Genomic DNA, 18,015 nt, shown 5'->3' with positions numbered 1-18,015 from the left:
TCACCGCGCCGCGATCACCGCCCGGCCGCGTACCCCTGCATCCCGCGCGGATTCGCCGCGGCCGAGAGCACGCCCGTCCCCGGATCCCGCCCCACCGACGACAACCGGCCGAGCGTCCACCCGCCGGCGCGCGAGACGACATGGCCGCGCGCCTCCAGCCCCGCGATGACCTCCTCGCCGAGCCGGGACTCCACGACGGCTCCGGCCGGCACCCAGGTGCGCGGCCAGAACGACTCCGCGATCGACGTGGTGTGCAGCGCCGGGGCGTCGATCGCCTGCTGGGGCGTGTAGCCGCCGACGAGCGTGCGCAGCAGGTAGAGGAGCTGCCACTGGTCCTGCTGGTCGCCGCCGGGCGAGCCGAGCGCGGTCACCGGGACGCCGTCGCGCAGCACCAGGGTCGGCGTGAGCGTCGTACGGGGGCGCTTCCCGGGCTCCAGCGTGGCGGCCGAACCCTCCTCCAGCCAGGTCATCTGCAGCCGCGTGCCGAGGCAGAAGCCGAGCGCCGGGATGGTCGGTGACGACTGCAGCCAGCCTCCCGACGGCGTCGCGGACACGATGTTGCCCCAGCGGTCGACGACGTCCAGGTGGCAGGTGTCGCCGCGGGTCGTCCCGTCGCGGGCGACGGTGGGCTCTCCGGTTCCCGCGATGGCCTCCGCGAGCGGCGGCTCGTACTGGGTGCGCAGCGGCGGGATGAACGGTTCGGCGCCCGCGACCCGGCCCGGCCGGAACTCGGCCGACGCCCGCTCGCCGATCAGCGCGCGGCGTCCGGCGATGTACTCGGGGTCGAGCAGCTCCGCCACAGGCACCCGCGCGTCGCCGAAGTAGGCGTCGCGGTCCGCGTAGGCGAGCTTCTGCGCCTCCAGGATCGTGTGCGCGCCGAGCTCCGTCGACGGGTCGAGGCGCTCGTCGCCGAAGCCGTCGAGGATCGCCAGCGTCTCCAGCAGCGCCGGCCCCTGGCCCCACGCGCCGGTCTTCGCGATGGTGTGCCCGCGGAACTCCGACGTCGTCGCCGGCTCGTACCCGGCACGGAACGCGGCGAAGTCGGACTCCGCGATCACCCCGGCGTGGTCGGTGCCGGGCGAATGCCGGTGCGGGATCCGCGCGAACGCCGACGCCTCCCGGGCGACCAGACCGGTCGCCCACTCGGTGCGGGCGGCCTCCACCCGGTCCTCGCGGCTCGTCGCGTCGTCCCCGGCGGCGATCAGTCCGCGCAGCACCCGCGCGTACGCCGGGTTGCGGATCAGCTCGCCGGGCTCCGGCACGAGGCCGCCCGGCATCCAGTGCTCGGCCGAGGAGGGCCAGTGCTCGGCGAACAGGCCGGCGACCGTGCGGATGGTGATGCAGACGCGCTCCAGCACGGGATGGCCGTTCTCCGCGTACCCGATCGCGAACGCGAGGACGTCGGCGAGCTCCCAGGTGCCGTGGTCCTTCAGCAGGAGCAGCCAGGCGTCGACCGCACCGGGCACGGCGGCCGCGAGGGCGCCCGCGCCGGGGACCAGCTCCAGGCCCTCCGCCAGATAGTGCTCCCTCGTCGCCCCGGCGGGGGCGGGCCCCTGCCCGGCCAGCACGACCGGGGTCGGGTCGTCCGCCGTCGCGAACAGGGCGACCAGGTCGCCTCCCGGGCCGTTGAGGTGCGGCTCCACCACGTGCAGCACGAACGCGCCGGCGACGGCGGCGTCGAACGCGTTGCCGCCGCGCTCGAGCACGGCCTGCGCGCTCGCCGTGGCCAGCCAGTGCGTGGAGGCGGTCATGCCGAACGTGCCGGTCAGGGTGGGGCGGGTGGTGACGGCGGGTGGCGGGGTGAACGTCATGGTGTCCAGTCTGCACCGCGTTCGGGACGCTCCCGTTCGAATAGTGTGGTCCTCCGTGTCCGTCTCTCACCGCCTGGGCCACGCCGACGCCGATCGGCTGCACCTCGCCCTCATGCTCGCCCTCACGTTCTCGACCGGCGTCGTCGACGCCACCGGCTACCTCGGGCTCGACCGGGTCTTCACCGGCAACATGACCGGGAACGTCGTCCTGCTCGGGATGGCGCTGACCGGCACCACCAACCTCCCGATCCTCCGGCCGCTGCTCGCGCTCGGCGCATTCCTCCTGGGCGCCGTCGTCGGCAGCCGGCTCGTGCGCCGCGACGACGGCTGGTCGGGCCGGGTGACGGCGACGCTGTGGGTGATCGCCGGACTGCTGACCGCGATCGCCGTCCTGCTCGCGTTCGCGCTGCACCTCGACCCGGAGCTGGTGGGCACCATCGCCACCTCCGCGCTCGGCTTCGCGATGGGGATGCAGGCCGCGCTCGCCCGCCGGGTCAAGGTCGCCGACGTCACGACCGTCGTCGTGACCTCCACGCTCACCGGACTGGCCGCCGACAGCCGCCTCGCCGGCGGGAACGGCTCGCTCTGGATCCGCCGCGCGCTCGCGGTCCTGCTCATCACCGCCGGAGCAGCTGCGGGCGCGCTCGCGCTGCTGGTGCACGTGTCGCTCGGCGTGCTGGTGTCGGCGGCGATCACGATCGTGGTCGCGTCGCTCGGCCACACCGGCCACCGAGCCCGCACCGCCGCCTAGCCCGACCGCACCGGAGGAGTGGCGGTCAGTCCAGCAGGCGCCGCAGCGCCGCCGGCGCCCGGTTGCGCCACGCGTCGGTGACGAGTTCGCGCAGCAGCGCCGGGTCGATGTCGCTGAAGTCGACCTGCGCCGACGACAGCCGCCCCGCGAACCACCGCTCCGAGCAGTACTCCGGCCAGGCGGCCGCGGCCTCCCGGATCCCGGCCTCGCCGAGCATCAGATGGACCGTCGAGGTCTCCGGGTCGAGCATCGTCGCGAACCGCTTCCCGCCGACGCGGAACGCCGGGAGGCCGCCGTGCTCGTACTCCTCGACCTCCGGGAGGCCCAGGGCGAGGCGGTGCACGGCGGCGGCATCCATGGGCTCAGCTCACCGGGCCGGTGTACTTCTCGCCCGGCCCCTTGCCGATCTCGTCCGGGAACGGCGACGCCTCGCGGAACGCGAGCTGCAGGGAGCGGAGGCCGTCGCGCAGGCTGCGTGCGTGCTGGTCGCCGAGGTGCGCGGCGCTCGCCGTCACCAGTCCGGCCAGCGCGTCGATGAGCTTGCGGGCCTCGTCCAGGTCGGTCTGGTGCTCCGGGTCGTCCGCCAGCCCGACCTTCACCGCTGCGGCGCTCATCAGGTGCACGGCGGTCGTCGTGATGACCTCCACCGCGGGCACCTCGGCGATGTCGCGCGTGGCTCCGGCGATCGCCTCGTCCTCGTGCGTGTGATCGTCATGGATGGGGGATGTGTCGCTCACTGCATTCCTCTGTTAGAATCGTTCGGGCTCCGAGGCATCTGCCTCGGGACGAAAGTGGAGATTCCTCCCACCCGCGCTTGACCGCTTTACAGGTTACCGGGTCGTTGCACTCCGCCGACGTGCGTCAGCACGGAGGTAGCCAGGGTGCTGCACCAGCCCCGCGAGATGAATCCTTCGGGAAAATCGGGCCGTGGGGCTGCGCTGGTGCGTGGAATCGCTACTTTCTCCGAACCGTCCCCGCGACGGCCGAGCACTCGAAGCATCGCTCATCAGAGGAGACTGACATCAGCGAACCCCGTACGAATGACCGTATCCGCGTCCCCGAAGTTCGACTCGTCGGCCCCAGCGGAGAGCAGGTCGGCGTCGTCAAGATCGAGGTCGCCATCCGACTCGCGCAGGAGGCGGATCTCGACCTGGTCGAGGTCGCGCCCAATTCCAAGCCGCCGGTCGCGAAGATCATGGACTACGGCAAGTTCAAGTACGAGGCTGCGCAGAAGGCCAAGGAGGCCCGGCGCAACCAGGCGAACACCATCCTCAAAGAGGTGCGGTTCCGCCTCAAGATCGACAAGCACGACTACGAGACCAAGCGCAAGCGCGCCGAGGGCTTCCTGAAGGCCGGCGACAAGGTCAAGGCCATGATCCTCTTCCGCGGCCGCGAGCAGTCGCGTCCCGAGCAGGGCGTCCGCCTGCTGCAGCGCTTCGCGGAGGACGTCGCCGAGCTCGGCCAGGTCGAGTCGAACCCGACCATCGACGGCCGCAACATGGTGATGATCATCAGCCCGCTCAAGAACAAGTCCGAGGCCAAGGCCGAGGCCAACGCACAACGTGCCGCTTCCAAGGCGCGCGCCCAGGGGCGCGACCAGGACGCGGTTGCTGAGACAGCCGAAGCTGCTCAGTCCGACGAGAGTTCGCCCGCCCAGGCGACGAACGAGGAGAAGTAATGCCCAAGCAGAAGTCCCACTCCGGCGCCAAGAAGCGCTTCAAGATCACCGGCAGCGGCAAGATCATGAAGCAGCAGGCCGGCATGCGCCACAACCTGGAGCTCAAGTCGAGCCGCCGCACCCGCCGGCTGAACCAGGACCAGGTCGTCCCCGAGGTGGATGCCAAGGTCATCCGCCGGATGATCGGCAAGTAGAGCTCCTCCCCGACACGCACGTAAGGAAAATCGACTAATGGCAAGAGTGAAGAGGGCTGTCAACGCCCACAAGAAGCGTCGGGTCATCCTCGAGCGCGCCGAGGGCTACCGCGGTCAGCGGTCGCGCCTCTACCGCAAGGCGAAGGAGCAGGTCACCCACTCGCTCGTCTACGCGTACCGCGACCGCCGCCAGAAGAAGGGCGACTTCCGCCGTCTCTGGATCCAGCGGATCAACGCCGCGAGCCGCGCGAACGGCCTCACCTACAACCGTCTCATCCAGGGCCTGGGCCTGGCGGGCGTCGAGGTGGACCGCCGCATCCTCGCCGAGCTGGCCGTGAACGAGCCCGCGACCTTCGCGGCTCTCGTCGAGACCGCCAAGAAGGCCCTCCCGGCCGACACCTCGGCCCCGAAGGCCGCCGCGTAAGCAGCGCACCCCAGCACCACACGAACGGCCCGGTCGACCACGACCGGGCCGTTCTGCGTCCCCGAGACCCCGCGAGGGGCACGTCGTTGTCACTACCGGGCCCGAAAAGCGACAACGACGTGCCCTTCGGCGGTGCCTGCGGTGACGCGCGGTGCGCCGATAGGCTGTCCGCATGCTTGACAACCCGCGCTCCCCGCGCGTCCGCGCCGTTGCGAAGCTGGCGAAGCGTCCCGCCCGCGCCGAGACCGGGCTGTTCCTGCTCGAAGGTCCGCAGGCGGTGTCCGAGGCGCTCACCTTCCGGCCGGAGCTCGTCGTCGAGCTCTACGCGACCCCGACGGCGCTGGAGCGCTACCAGGACATCGCGCAGACCGCTGTGGAGGCCGGCGTCGACGTCGAGTTCGTCACCGAGCACGTCCTCGACGCGATGGCGGACACGGTCACGCCGCAGGGCTTCGTGGCGGTGTGCCGGCAGTTCCCGACCTCCGTCCGCGACATCTTCGCGGATCAGCCGCGGCTCGTGGCGATCCTGGAGGAGGTGCGCGACCCCGGCAACGCCGGCACGATCATCCGCGCCGCCGACTCCGCGGGTGCGGACGCGGTCGTGCTGACCGGCCGCACCGTCGACCTCTACAACCCCAAGGTGGTGCGCTCCACGACCGGGTCGCTCTTCCATGTCCCCGTCGCGGTCGGCGCGGATCTCGCCGACGTGGTGGGTCGTGCGCACTCGGCCGGGATGCAGGTGCTGGCGGCGGACATCAAGGGGGAGGACCTCCTCGTGGCCCGGCAGGAGGGTCAGCTGGCCCGGCCTACGGCGTGGGTGTTCGGCAACGAGGCGCACGGCCTCACCGACGACCTGCTCGGGCTGGTGGATCGCGTGGTGACGGTGCCGATCTACGGCAAGGCCGAGTCGATGAACCTCGCGACGGCGGCGTCCGTATGCCTCTACGAGTCGGCCTTCGCACAGCGCTCCGAGTGATCGATAAGCCTTGCGTTATATAACGCGAGCTTGATAGATTGGCCGCCATGGACGGTCTGGAGGCGGTGGGCGACCCGGTGCGGCGGCGTTTCGTCGAGCTGCTGGCCCGCGGGGAGCGCACGGCGGGCGAGCTCGCTGCGCTCGCGGCCGAGGAGTTCGGGATCACGCAACCGGCGGCCTCCAGGCACCTGCGGGTGCTGCGGGAGTCCGGGGTCGTGGCCGCCCGTGTGGACGGCCAGCGCCGGGTCTACGCGCTGGAACCGGCCGGGCTGGACGAGGCCGCAGCCTGGTTCGACGGGCTGGCGGCCTTCTGGGAGCAGCGCCTCGACGCGCTCGGCACCGAGCTCGTGCGCGGGCGCAGACGCAGTCGCAGCGAAAACCACCACGCCGGAAAGGCCGCCTCATGACGCTCTGGGGACAGCTTGTCCTCGACGGCGCGCGCCGCTCGGTGACGGTCGAAAGGGAGTACCCGGCCACCGCCGCCGAGCTCTGGGCTGCGCTCACCGAGCCCGAGCGCCTGGCGCGCTGGATCGGCCGTTACGTGCCGACCCCCGACGGCTTCCGGCTCGCGATGGGAGGCCCGGACGCGGACGCCGTGGTCGAAGGCCGCGTGCTCGCCTGCGAGCCGGGGCGCCGGCTCCTGGTCTCCTGGCGGTTCAGCGGCGAGGGGCAGACCGAGGCGGAGACCGAGCTGGAGGCTGTCATCCAGGAGGCGGGGGAGGGGCATGTCCTCCTCACCTTGACCCACCGGCGCGTGCAGGCGGTCACCGCAGCGGTGTACGGCGCGGGCTGGCAGGACGTCCTCACCCACCTCGCCCGCGAGCTCGGCGCGGAGGCGTCGCCGCAGGAGCACGACGGCTACCTCGGCGAGGCGGCCGACCCGGCAGCGTTCGACGCCGCCCTCGACGAGTACCGCCGGGAGGAGGCGGCCCTCGTTGCGGCGACCATGACGCGCGCCGGCGATCGGTCCGCCGTCGCACTGCAGCGGCTGCTCGATGCGCCCGTGAACGAGGTGTGGGACGCGCTCACGCTGCCGGACCGCGTGGGCCGCTGGCTGTGGCCGGTCGTGGAGTGGCCGGACGATCCGGTGCGCGAGCGCCGGCTCCGCCTCGGCGACGTGATGCGGCTCGGCGACGAGAACATCGAGGGCGCCATCCAGGAGCTGGAGGTGCTCGACCTCGAGGACCGCGCGCACCTGCGCTTCAGCTGGGGCGACGCCGCGGTGAGCATCCGGCTGACCGAGACCGGCGACGGCACGCTGCTGTCGCTCGAGCAAGACGGAGTGAAGGACATCGTCGGCGCCGGGCGGCTGCGCTCGGCGCCGGACTTCGCGGCGGGCTGGCACCCGCTGATCGACCAGCTGACCCTGCTGCTCGCCGGGCTGACCGTCCCGGCTCCCGACCGGCTGTGGGAGGCCGCGTACCTGGTGTACTCGGCGGAATAGACCCCAGCTCCGCCGAGTAGCCCTTCCTCTCCGCCGACTAGACTGGGGAACCGTGTCTGAAACCACAGAAATCACCGAGGAGTCCGTCGAGGCGGCCGTCTCCGCGGCCCTCGCCGCGATCGACGCCGCCGGCACCTCGGACGCGCTGAAGACCGTCCGTCACGACCACACCGCGGAGGGTTCGCCCCTCGCGCTGCTGAACGCGGCCATCCGCTCCCTCCCGGGCGACCAGAAGGCCGCCGCCGGCAAGCTCGTCGGCGGCGCGCGCGCCCGCGTCAGCCAGGCGTTCGCCGCCAAGGAGGCCGCGATCGCCGCCGAGGAGGACGCCGCCCGGCTCGCCGCCGAGACCGTGGACGTCACCGCCGTCCCGACCCGCTGGACCCCCGGCGCCCGGCACCCGCTGAGCCTCCTGCAGGAGCGCATCGCCGACATCTTCGTCGGCATGGGCTGGGAGGTCGCGGAGGGCCCGGAGCTGGAGAGCGAGTGGTACAACTTCGACGCGCTCAACTTCGACGCCGACCACCCCGCGCGGGCCATGCAGGACACCTTCTTCGTGGAGCCCACGAACGCGCACCTCGTGCTGCGCACGCACACCTCTCCCGTGCAGCTGCGCGCCCTCCTCGGCAACGAGCTGCCGGTCTACCGCATCGCGCCGGGCCGGGTGTTCCGCACCGACGAGTTCGACGCGACGCACCTGCCGGTCTTCACCCAGACCGAGGGCATCGCCGTCGACAAGGGCCTGACCATGGCGCACCTGCGCGGCACGCTCGACCACTTCGCCAAGACGCTGTTCGGCGAGGGCGCGCGCGTGCGGCTGCGGCCCAACTACTTCCCGTTCACCGAGCCGAGCGCCGAGCTCGACCTCTGGCACCCGACCTTCAAGGGCGGCGCCCGCTGGATCGAGTGGGGCGGCTGCGGCATGGTGAACCCGAACGTGCTGCGCTCCGCGGGCATCGACCCGGAGGTCTACTCCGGGTTCGCGTTCGGGATGGGCGTCGAGCGGGCGCTGATGTTCCGCAACGACGTCAAAGACATGCGTGACATGGCCGAGGGCGATGTCCGGTTCTCCCAGCAGTTCGGAATGGTGGTCTGATGCGCGTCCCCCTGAGTTGGCTCGGCGAGTACGTCGACCTCGAGCCGGGCACCACCGCCGAGGAGGTCCACGCCGCCCTCGTGTCGGTCGGGCTCGAGGAGGAGGACGTCCACACCTTCGAGATCAGCGGCCCCGTGGTCGTCGGTCAGGTGCTGGACTTCGTGGAGGAGCCGCAGAGCAACGGCAAGACCATCCGCTGGTGCCAGGTCCGCGTGGCGCCGGAAGGTCAGAAGGCCGCCGATGGCGGCGAGAGCGTGCACGGCATCGTCTGCGGCGCCCGAAACTTCTTCGTCGGCGACAAGGTCGTCGTGACGCTGCCGGGCTCTACGCTGCCCGGGCCTTTCCCGATCGCCGCGCGCAAGACCTACGGCCACGTCTCGGACGGCATGATCGCCTCCGCCCGCGAGCTCGGCCTCGGCGACGACCACGAGGGCATCCTCCGGCTGACGACGCTCGGGCTGGACCCGGAGGTCGGCGCCGACGCGATCTCGCTGCTCGGCCTGGACGACACCGCGGTGGAGGTCAACGTCACCCCCGACCGCGGCTACGCCTTCTCGATCCGCGGCATCGCGCGCGAGTACTCGCACGCGACCGGCGCGGCCTTCCGCGACCCGGCGGACGCGGTCCGCGTGCACTCCGCGGGAGCGCACGCGCACGGCTTCAGCGTGACGATCGACGACCGCGCCCCGATCCGCGAGCGCGTCGGCGCCACCGTCTTCGTGACACGCGTGGTGCGCGACGTCGACGGCAGCCGGCCGACCCCGCCGTGGATGGTGGCGCGGCTCAAGCTGGCCGGCATCCGCTCCATCTCGCTCATCGTCGACATCACCAACTACGTGATGCTCGAGCTCGGCCAGCCGATCCACGGCTACGACCTCGACAAGCTCTCCGGCGGCATCGTCGTGCGCCGCGCGCACCCGGGCGAGACGCTCGTGACGCTGGACGACCAGACCCGGGTGCTCGACCCGGAGGACCTCCTCATCACCGACGACTCCGGCGCCATCGGCCTGGCCGGTGTCATGGGCGGCGCGTCCACCGAGATCGGCGCCGGCACGAGCAACGTTCTGGTGGAGGCCGCCAACTTCGACCCGGTCTCGATCGCCCGCACCGCCCGCCGGCACAAGCTGCCGAGCGAGGCGTCCAAGCGCTTCGAGCGCGGCGTGGACCCGCGGGTCGCCGTCGCGGCCGCCGCGCGCGTCGTGCAGCTCCTGGAGCAGCTGGCCGGCGGCCACGCCGACGAGCTCGGCTCCCTGCTCGACACGGCGGGGGAGGCCGAGGCGATCCGCCTGCCGAACGACTACATCCCGAACCTGATCGGCGTGGAGTTCAGCGACGACGAGGTGCGCGGCGCGCTCGCCGAGATCGGCGGCACCGTCACCGGCGACGCCGGCGGCCTGCTGGTGGTGCCGCCGAGCTGGCGGCCCGACCTGCGCGACAAGTCCGACCTGGCCGAGGAGGTCGCCCGCATCGTCGGGTTCGACCGCATCCCGTCCGTGCTGCCGGTCGCGCCTCCCGGCCGCGGCCTGTCGCGCGCCCAGAAGCTGCGCCGCGCCGTCGCCCAGATGCTCGCCGACAACGGCGCGACCGAAGTGCTCGCGTTCCCGTTCGTCTCGGAGGCGCAGAACGATCTGTTCGGCTCGCCTGAAGCGGGCCACGTGCCAGCGGTCCGGCTGGCGAACGCGCTGGACGCGACGGCGCCGTACCTGCGCACGTCGCTGCTCCCCGGCCTCATCGACGTGGCCAAGCGCAACCTCGCGCGCGGCCTGGTCGACCTGAGTGTCTACGAGTTGGGCACGGTGTTCCTGCCGTCGGGCGCAGCGCTCGGCAGCGAGGAGCTGCCGCTGGGGGCCGCACTCCCGGGCGACGACGTGCTCGCCGGCCTGAACGCGGGCATCCCCGCGCAGCCGCGGCACCTGGCCGGCCTGATCGTCGGCCACCCGGTCGAGAAGCAGCCGGGACAGACCCCGGTCGCGGCCGGTCTCGCCGACGCGCTGACCGCCGTCCAGCAGACCGCGACCGCCGTCGGCGTCCGCGTCGAGCCGGTGCAGAGCCGCCACCAGGCCCTGCACCCGGGCCGCACGGCCCAGCTCGTGGCACACGCCGCTGACGGCTCGCGGGTCGTCGTCGGCTACGCCGGCGAGCTGCTGCCTGCGATCGCGGAGGACCTGGACCTCCCGCGCGTCGTCGCGGTCTACGAGCTCGATCTGGACGCCCTGATCGCCGTCGCCCCCGCCGACATCGTCGCGGGCGTGATCGCCGGCTTCCCGGCCGCCACCCAGGACCTCTCGCTCGTCGTGCGCGAGGAGGTCTCGGCCGGCGAACTGCTCGCTGCCGTACGGGAGGGCGCGGGCGGGCTGCTGGAGGACATCCGCCTGGTCGACGACTACCGCGGCGCCGGCCTCCCGGACGGCCACAAGAGCCTCACCTTCGCCCTGCGCTTCCGCGCCGACGACCGCACGCTCACCGCGGCCGAGGCCAGCGAGGCGAAACTCGCGGGCGCGGCGCGCGCCGACGAGCTCTTCGGCGCCCACATCCGGGAGTAGCGGGCAGGGAGCGGGACCCTCTGTGACAGCCGCGATTTGGCGACCGACCGGGATCGGGCGCTAGGGTGGTCTACATGCTTACTGTCGGTGCCCCCTCGATGCGCCGACGCCTGCGCGACCGCCGAATCTAGGCGGCGCTCGGGCGACCCTTGCGGTCGGACATGGGCGTCGCCGGATCCTCGGCCCCCTGTCGTCCACCCCATCAAGGAACAAGCATGACTCTCTCGGTTGCCGTCGCCGGTGCCTCCGGGTACGCGGGCGGCGAGCTGCTGCGCATCCTCGCCGATCATCCCGATTTCGAGATCCGCACCGTGACCGCGCACAACAACGCCGGTCACCCGCTCGCCGCGCACCAGCCGCACCTGCGCTCGCTCACCCACCTCACGCTCGTGGAGAACACGCCGGAGAACCTCGCCGGTCACGATGTCGTCTTCCTGGCGCTGCCGCACGGCCGTTCGGGGGAGATCGCCGCGCAGCTGCCGGCCGACACCCTCGTCGTCGATGCGGGCGCCGACCACCGACTGGAGGACCCGGCCGACTGGGCCGCCTTCTACGGCGGCGAGTACTACGGGTCGTGGGCGTACGGCGTCCCCGAGCTCATCGTCGGCTCCGACAGCGGCAAGCAGCGCGCGAACCTCGCGGGCGCCACGCGCATCGCCGCGCCCGGCTGCAACGCCAGCGCCGTCTCGCTCGCCCTGGCGCCGGGTATCCACGCCGGGGTGATCGACGAGGAGGACATCGTCAGCGTCCTCGCCGTCGGACCCTCCGGCGCGGGCAAGTCGCTCAAGACGATGTATCTGGCCAGCGAGATCCTCGGCTCCGCGAACCCGTACGCGGTGGGCGGCACTCACCGGCACATCCCCGAGATCCAGCAGAACCTGCGCAAGGCGGGCGCGACCGCGCCGACCCTGTCGTTCACCCCGGTGCTCGTGCCGATGTCGCGCGGCATCCTGGCGACCTCCACCGCCCGGGTGAAGCCGGGGGTGACCGCCGCCCAGGTGCAGGAGGTCTGGGAGGCCGCCTACGCGGACGAGCCGTTCGTGCACGTCCTCCCCGCCGGCACCGTGCCGCGCACGGCGGACGTGCTGGGCGCCAACACCGTGCTGATCGGGGTCGCCCTCGACCAGGCCGCGGGGCGGGTCGTCACGGTGCTCGCCATCGACAATCTCTACAAGGGAACGGCCGGCGCGGCGATCCAGTCCGCGAACATCGCGCTCGGCCTCGCCGAGACCGCCGGCCTGAGTGTGAACGGAGTCGCGCCATGAGCGTCACCACAGCCAAGGGATTCTCGGCCGCCGGCGTCGTCGCCGGCCTCAAGTCGAGCGGCAAGCGCGACGTCGCGCTCGTCCAGAACCGCGGACCGCTCACGGCGGCCGCCGCGGTATTCACCACGAACCGCTGCAAGGCGAACCCGGTGCTCTGGAGCGAGCAGGTCATCGCCGACGGCGTCGTCTCGGCCATCGTCCTCAACTCCGGCGGCGCGAACTGCTACACCGGCGCCCAGGGCTTCCAGACCACGCACGCGACGGCGGAGGCCGTGGGCTCGGCCCTCGGCGTCTCCGCCGGCGACGTGCTGGTCTGCTCCACCGGCCTGATCGGCGACCAGCTCGACGTCGGCAAGCTGACCGCGGGCGTCGCGCAGGCGGCCACGGCGCTCGCCGGCGACTCGGGGCTCGGCGCGGCCGAGGCGATCATGACCACCGACACGCGGCCCAAGCAGGCCGAGCAGGTCTCCGCGGCCGGCTGGGCGGTCGGCGGCATGGCCAAGGGCGCCGGGATGCTCGCGCCGGGGCTCGCGACCATGCTCGTGGTCATCACCACCGACGCCGTCCTCGACTCCGTCCAGCTGGACACCGCGCTGCGCGCCGCGACCCGGGTCACCTTCGACCGCGTCGACTCGGACGGCTGCATGTCGACCAACGACACGGTCGCCCTGCTCGGCTCGGGCGCGAGCGGCGTGACGCCCGACCCGGAGGAGTTCACGCTCGCGCTCACCGAGGTGTGCCGCAGCCTGGCGAAGCAGCTCCAGGAGGACGCCGAGGGCGCCTCCCACGACGTGACCATCGAGGTCGTGAACGCGCGCACCGAGGACGACGCCGTGACGGTCGGGCGCGCGGTGTCGCGCTCCAACCTGTTCAAGGCGGCCATCTTCGGCAACGACCCCAACTGGGGCCGCGTGCTCGCCGCCGTCGGCACGACCGACGCGGAGTTCGACCCGTACGGCATCGACGTCGCCATCAACGGCGTGCAGGTCTGCACCGCGGGGGAGCCGGACCAGCCGCGCGACCTCGTCGACCTGACCCCGCGCGCCGTGCACGTGCTCATCGACCTGCACGCGGGCGACGAGACGGCGGCCATCCTCACCAACGACCTGACCCACGACTACGTCCACGAGAACAGTGCATACTCCAGCTGAGATGACGACAGAGACCACCGGCGAGAACGACAGCGCGGAGGCCGCCGAGCGCGCCTCCGCAACGGCGAAGGCCGCCACCCTGATCGAGTCCCTGCCCTGGCTGAAGACCTTCCACGACCGCATCATCGTCGTGAAGTTCGGCGGCAACGCCATGGTGAGCGAGGACCTCCAGCGCACCTTCGCGGAGGACATCGTCTACCTGCGCTACGCCGGGCTGCGCCCGGTGGTGGTGCACGGCGGCGGCCCGCAGATCTCGGCGATGCTCGACCGGCTGGGCATCGAGAGCGAGTTCCGCGGCGGCTACCGGGTGACGACGCCGGAGGCCATGGACGTGGTGCGGATGGTGCTGACCGGCCAGATCAACCGTGACATCGTCGGCAACATCAACAAGCACGGCCCGCTCGCCGCCGGCCTTTCCGGCGAGGACGCGGGCCTGTTCCAGGGCCGCAAGCGCGGCACGGTCGTCGACGGGGCCGAGGTCGACCTCGGCCTGGTGGGCGACGTCATCGGTGTGAACCCGGAGGCCGTGCTGGCCCAGCTCGACGCCGGCCGCATCCCGGTGGTGTCCTCGATCGCACCGGACATCGACGACCCGGGCCAGACCCTCAACGTCAACGCCGACGCCGCGGCTTCCTCCCTCGCGGTGGCGCTCGGCGCCGCCAAGCTCGTCATCCTGACCGATGTCGCCGGGCTCTACAGCGACTGGCCCAACCGCGACTCGCTGCTGTCCAAGATCACGGCCCCCGAGCTGCGCGAGCTGCTGCCGTCGCTGGAGTCCGGGATGATCCCGAAGATGTCCGCCTGCCTCGACGCTGTCGACGGCGGCGTCCAGAAGGCGGCGATCATCGACGGGCGGGTGGCGCACTCGATCCTGCTCGAAGTCTTCACGCAGTCCGGAATCGGAACGGAGGTGGTGCCCGCATGAACGCACCTGTCCTGCACGGCACAGAGGCGAACACGCAGGGGCGCTGGAAACCGCGCTTCGGCGACGCCATGATGCGCACGCTCGCGACGCCCAAGGTCATGCTGGTCCGCGGCGAGGGCTGCCGGGTCTGGGACGTCGACGGCAACGAGTACCTCGACTTCCTCGCCGGCATCGCGGTCAACTCGCTGGGCCACGCGCATCCGGTGCTGGTGGAGGCCGTGAGCAGCCAGGTGGCGACGCTCGCGCACGTCTCCAACTACTTCTCCACCCCGCCGCAGCTGGAGCTCGCCGAGCGGCTGCGCGCGATCACGGGCGCGGGCGAGAGCGGCCGCATCCTGTTCGGCAACTCGGGGGCGGAGGCCAACGAGGCCGCGTTCAAGCTGGCGCGGCTCAACAGAGGCCCGCACGGCAAGCGCACGCGGGTGCTGGCCCTCCACAACGCGTTCCACGGCCGCACGATGGGCTCGCTCGCGCTCACCGGCAAGCCGCCGATGCGCGAGGCGTTCGAGCCGCTGCCCGGCGGGGTCGAGCACATCGACTCCACCATCCACGCGCTGGAGGCCGCGATCGACGACCGCGTCGCCGCGCTCTTCGTCGAGCCGATCAAGGGCGAGGCGGGCGTGCTCGACCTCCCGGAGGGCTTCCTCCAGCGCGCCCGCGAGCTCACCGAGCAGCACGGCGCGCTGCTGATCATCGACGAGATCCAGACCGGCATCGGCCGGACCGGACGCTGGTTCGCATACCAGCACGCGGGCATCGTGCCGGACGCGATCACGGTCGCCAAGGGCATCGCCGGCGGAGTGCCGATCGGGGCCCTGATCACTTTCGGCCGGGCCTCGGAGATCTTCACGCAGGGCCAGCACGGCTCGACCTTCGGCGGCAACCCGCTGGCGACCGCCGCGGGCAACGCGGTGATCGGCGAGATCGAGCGCGCCGACCTGGTCGGCAACGCCGCCCGCCGCGGCGAGGAGCTGCGCGGCATCCTGCGCTCCTACGACTCGCCGCTGATCCGCGACATCCGCGGCGCCGGCCTGCTGATCGGCGTCGGCCTCACCGACGGCGAGGCGCACCGGCTCTCCGACGCGGCGCTCGCGAACGGGCTCATCATCAACGCGCCGAACGAGTCCAGCATCCGGCTCGCGCCGCCGCTGATCGTCGGCGACGCCGAGCTCGCGGAGTTCCGCGAGCGGTTCGGCCGCGCGCTCGCCGCGGTGCACGCCGCCTGACCTCCGACGCAGACCTCCACGCAGACCAAGGACTCCCGATGACACGTCATTTCCTCCGCGACGACGACCTGAGCCCCGCCGAGCAGGCCGAGGTGCTCGACCTCGCCGCGCGACTGAAGGCCGACCGATTCTCCGCGAAGCCGCTCGCCGGCCCGCAGACGGTGGCCGTGATCTTCGACAAGACCTCCACGCGCACGCGCGTCTCGTTCGCCGTCGGCATCGCCGACCTCGGCGGCAGCCCGCTGATCATCCAGAGCGGTGAGAGCCAGCTCGGCGGCAAGGAGTCGCTCGCCGACACCGCGCGGGTCCTGGAGCGGATGGTCGCGGCGATCGTCTGGCGGACCTTCGGCCAGTCCGGCCTGGAGGAGATGGCGGAGGGGACCGCCGTCCCGGTGATCAACGCGCTGTCGGACGAGTTCCACCCCTGCCAGATCCTCGCCGACCTGCAGACCGTCCGCGAGCACAAGGGCCGCACCGCTGGGCTGACCCTCGCGTTCTTCGGCGACGGCGCGAGCAACATGTCGCACTCCTACCTGCTCGGCGGCGCCACCGCCGGGATGCACGTGCGGGTCGCCGCTCCGGCGGCCTACGCGCCCGACGCCGCCGTGCTGGCGGACGCCGCAGCAGTTGCCGAGCGCACCGGCGGCTCGGTCGCCGTGTTCACCGACCCGCGGGAGGCCGCGGCCGGTGCGGACGTCGTGATCACCGACACCTGGGTGTCGATGGGCAAGGAGGACGAGAAGGCCGAGCGCGTCGCCGTCTTCGGCGACTACACCGTGAACGCCGAGCTGATGGGCCTCGCGGCGGACGACGCGGTGTTCCTGCACTGCCTGCCCGCCTACCGCGGCCTGGAGGTGACGGCCGACGTGATCGACGGCCCGCAGTCGGTGATCTGGGACGAGGCCGAGAACCGCCTGCACGCCCAGAAGGCGCTGCTGGCGTGGCTGCTCGCCAAGAACGAGCCGACCGCGAACGAGGAGAGGACGGCATGACCGAGGACACCACAGGCGGCGTCGGCAAGACCGACGAGGGCAAGCTCTGGGGCGCGCGCTTCGCCGGCGGTCCCTCCGCCGAGCTGGCCGCGCTGAGCAAGTCCACCCACTTCGACTGGGCGCTCGCGGCCTACGACATCGCGGGCTCCCGCGCGCACGCGAAAGCGCTCGCCGCGGCCGGGTACCTCACCGACGACGAGCTCGCGGGCATGATCGCGGCCCTCGACGACCTGGATTCCGACGTGGCCTCCGGCGCGTTCGTCGCCGCCGAGAGCGACGAAGACGTGCACGGCGCCCTCGAGCGCGGCCTGATCGAGCGGGCGGGAGCCGAGCTCGGCGGCAAGCTCCGCGCCGGCCGCAGCCGCAACGACCAGATCGCCACGCTGGTGCGACTCTACCTCCGCGACCACGCCGGCGTCATCGCGGAGCGGCTGATCGCGCTCATCGACGCGATCGCCGCGCAGGCCGACGCGCATCCCGCCGCGATCATGCCCGGCCGCACCCACCTGCAGCACGCCCAGCCCGTCCTGCTCGCCCACCACCTGCTCGCGCACTGCTGGCCGCTGGTGCGCGACCTGGAGCGGCTGGCCGACTGGGACCGGCGGGCGAACGTCTCCCCGTACGGGTCGGGCGCGCTCGCCGGCTCCACCCTCGGGCTCGACCCGCTGCTGGTCGCGCGGGAGCTCGGCTTCGCCGACAGCTCCGAGAACTCGATCGACGGCACGGCCGCACGCGACGTCGTGGCCGAGTTCGCCTTCGTCGCCGCACAGATCGGCGTGGACGTGTCGCGCTTCGCCGAGGAGATCATCCTCTGGAACACGCGCGAGTTCGGCTTCGTGACCCTGGACGACTCCTACTCCACCGGGTCGTCGATCATGCCGCAGAAGAAGAACCCGGACATCGCCGAGCTCGCGCGCGGCAAGGCCGGCCGGCTGATCGGCAACCTGACCGGGCTGCTGACCACGCTGAAGGGCCTCCCGCTGGCGTACAACCGCGACCTCCAGGAGGACAAGGAGCCGGTGTTCGACTCGGTGCAGACGCTGGAGGTCGTCCTCCCCGCCTTCGCCGGGATGGTCGCCACCCTGCGGTTCCACACCGACCGGATGGCCGAGCTCGCGCCGCAGGGCTTCTCGCTCGCGACCGATGTGGCCGAGTGGCTGGTCAAGCAGCGCGTCCCGTTCCGGAACGCGCACGAGATCACCGGCAGCCTGGTCAAGTTCGCCGAGGACGACGGGCTGGAGCTGAGCGACCTCACCGACGAGCAGCTCGCCGCGGTGTCGCCGCTGCTCACCCCCGAGGTGCGTTCGGTGCTGACCGTGGAGGGGTCGGTCGCCAGCCGCACCGGTGCAGGCGGGACCGCTCCCGAGCGTGTCGCCGACCAGCTCGCCGCGCTGACCGAGCGCGTCCGCGCGCTGACCCGGACCCTGCTCGCGACCCGACGGGACCTGGGCTGATGGCGCGGCAGCGGCCGGGATGGCTCATCCCGCTCATCGTCGTCGTGGCGGTCGCGGTCATCGTGGTCGGCCTGATCGTGGCCGTCGT

Annotated in this window: 18 protein-coding genes; 15 read left to right on the top strand and 3 right to left on the bottom strand. The window is 72.2% G+C overall.

The features are described from left to right. Positions 1 to 14: 14 nt before the first annotated feature. The gene (locus AC3A3H_RS09850; RefSeq protein WP_487614382.1) at positions 15 to 1,811 is read right to left on the bottom strand and encodes a gamma-glutamyltransferase family protein; all 1,797 of its coding nucleotides are present in this window, start codon (positions 1,809 to 1,811) and stop codon (positions 15 to 17) included. 55 nt (positions 1,812 to 1,866) lie between these two features. On the opposite strand from AC3A3H_RS09850, the gene AC3A3H_RS09845 reads away from it, so the two are divergent. Beyond that, entirely contained in the window at positions 1,867 to 2,562 is a 696-nt protein-coding gene (locus tag AC3A3H_RS09845) for a YoaK family protein (RefSeq protein WP_487614381.1), read from the top strand. Between the two features lie 25 nt (positions 2,563 to 2,587). Here AC3A3H_RS09845 and AC3A3H_RS09840 read toward each other — a convergent pair whose 3' ends face one another. After that, the gene (locus tag AC3A3H_RS09840; protein WP_487614380.1) at positions 2,588 to 2,920 is read right to left on the bottom strand and encodes an MmcQ/YjbR family DNA-binding protein; all 333 of its coding nucleotides are present in this window, start codon (positions 2,918 to 2,920) and stop codon (positions 2,588 to 2,590) included. Positions 2,921 to 2,924: 4 nt separating this feature from the next. Beyond that, positions 2,925 to 3,299, bottom strand: coding sequence for a DUF1844 domain-containing protein (locus AC3A3H_RS09835; RefSeq protein ID WP_487614379.1), 375 nt, complete (start codon positions 3,297 to 3,299; stop codon positions 2,925 to 2,927). A gap of 284 nt (positions 3,300 to 3,583) precedes the next feature. Here AC3A3H_RS09835 and infC point away from each other — a divergent pair, with 284 nt between their 5' ends. The 14 genes from infC to argH all read left to right on the top strand — a co-directional run bounded on the left by infC (position 3,584) and on the right by argH (position 17,927). Beyond that, the gene (gene infC, locus AC3A3H_RS09830; protein WP_487614469.1) at positions 3,584 to 4,240 is read left to right on the top strand and encodes a translation initiation factor IF-3; all 657 of its coding nucleotides are present in this window, start codon (positions 3,584 to 3,586) and stop codon (positions 4,238 to 4,240) included. Beyond that, positions 4,240 to 4,434: a 50S ribosomal protein L35 gene (rpmI, locus tag AC3A3H_RS09825; protein WP_487614378.1), complete on the top strand. Its 195-nt coding sequence runs from the start codon at positions 4,240 to 4,242 to the stop codon at positions 4,432 to 4,434. The genes infC and rpmI overlap by 1 nt, the downstream gene beginning before the upstream one ends. 37 nt (positions 4,435 to 4,471) lie before the next feature. After that, positions 4,472 to 4,858 (top strand): 50S ribosomal protein L20, encoded by a 387-nt coding sequence (gene rplT / locus AC3A3H_RS09820; protein ID WP_345836654.1) that lies wholly within the window; start codon positions 4,472 to 4,474, stop codon positions 4,856 to 4,858. Positions 4,859 to 5,030: 172 nt separating this feature from the next. After that, entirely contained in the window at positions 5,031 to 5,834 is an 804-nt protein-coding gene (locus AC3A3H_RS09815; RefSeq protein WP_487614377.1) for a TrmH family RNA methyltransferase, read from the top strand. 47 nt (positions 5,835 to 5,881) lie between these two features. Continuing rightward, on the top strand, positions 5,882 to 6,241 hold the full coding sequence (locus AC3A3H_RS09810) for an ArsR/SmtB family transcription factor (RefSeq protein ID WP_487614376.1): 360 nt from the start codon (positions 5,882 to 5,884) through the stop codon (positions 6,239 to 6,241). Further along, entirely contained in the window at positions 6,238 to 7,278 is a 1,041-nt protein-coding gene (locus AC3A3H_RS09805; protein ID WP_487614375.1) for an SRPBCC domain-containing protein, read from the top strand. Before AC3A3H_RS09810 ends, AC3A3H_RS09805 begins: the two co-directional genes overlap by 4 nt. Positions 7,279 to 7,330: 52 nt before the next feature. After that, the gene (gene pheS / locus AC3A3H_RS09800; RefSeq protein WP_487614374.1) at positions 7,331 to 8,371 is read left to right on the top strand and encodes a phenylalanine--tRNA ligase subunit alpha; all 1,041 of its coding nucleotides are present in this window, start codon (positions 7,331 to 7,333) and stop codon (positions 8,369 to 8,371) included. After that, positions 8,371 to 10,914: a phenylalanine--tRNA ligase subunit beta gene (pheT, locus tag AC3A3H_RS09795; RefSeq protein ID WP_487614373.1), complete on the top strand. Its 2,544-nt coding sequence runs from the start codon at positions 8,371 to 8,373 to the stop codon at positions 10,912 to 10,914. Before pheS ends, pheT begins: the two co-directional genes overlap by 1 nt. Positions 10,915 to 11,129: 215 nt before the next feature. Continuing rightward, positions 11,130 to 12,179, top strand: coding sequence for an N-acetyl-gamma-glutamyl-phosphate reductase (argC, locus tag AC3A3H_RS09790; RefSeq protein WP_487614372.1), 1,050 nt, complete (start codon positions 11,130 to 11,132; stop codon positions 12,177 to 12,179). Beyond that, a complete protein-coding gene (gene argJ / locus AC3A3H_RS09785) occupies positions 12,176 to 13,330 on the top strand; it encodes a bifunctional glutamate N-acetyltransferase/amino-acid acetyltransferase ArgJ (protein ID WP_487614371.1) in 1,155 nt (384 codons plus the stop codon). The genes argC and argJ overlap by 4 nt, the downstream gene beginning before the upstream one ends. Position 13,331: 1 nt before the next feature. Next, on the top strand, positions 13,332 to 14,255 hold the full coding sequence (gene argB / locus AC3A3H_RS09780) for an acetylglutamate kinase (RefSeq protein WP_487614370.1): 924 nt from the start codon (positions 13,332 to 13,334) through the stop codon (positions 14,253 to 14,255). Then, complete coding sequence (locus AC3A3H_RS09775) at positions 14,252 to 15,481, top strand: acetylornithine transaminase (protein WP_487614369.1); 1,230 nt, start codon at positions 14,252 to 14,254, stop codon at positions 15,479 to 15,481. Before argB ends, AC3A3H_RS09775 begins: the two co-directional genes overlap by 4 nt. A gap of 38 nt (positions 15,482 to 15,519) precedes the next feature. After that, positions 15,520 to 16,473 carry an ornithine carbamoyltransferase gene (gene argF, locus AC3A3H_RS09770; RefSeq protein WP_487614368.1) on the top strand — a complete coding sequence of 318 codons (954 nt, stop codon included), beginning with the start codon at positions 15,520 to 15,522 and terminating at the stop codon, positions 16,471 to 16,473. Next, entirely contained in the window at positions 16,470 to 17,927 is a 1,458-nt protein-coding gene (gene argH / locus AC3A3H_RS09765; protein WP_487614367.1) for an argininosuccinate lyase, read from the top strand. The genes argF and argH overlap by 4 nt, the downstream gene beginning before the upstream one ends. Positions 17,928 to 18,015 lie beyond the last annotated feature (88 nt).

Source organism: Leifsonia sp. Soil_N53 (assembly GCF_057655165.1).
The sequence above is the reverse complement of the archived record's forward strand: the minus strand, read 5'-3'. Positions and strand labels throughout refer to the sequence as shown.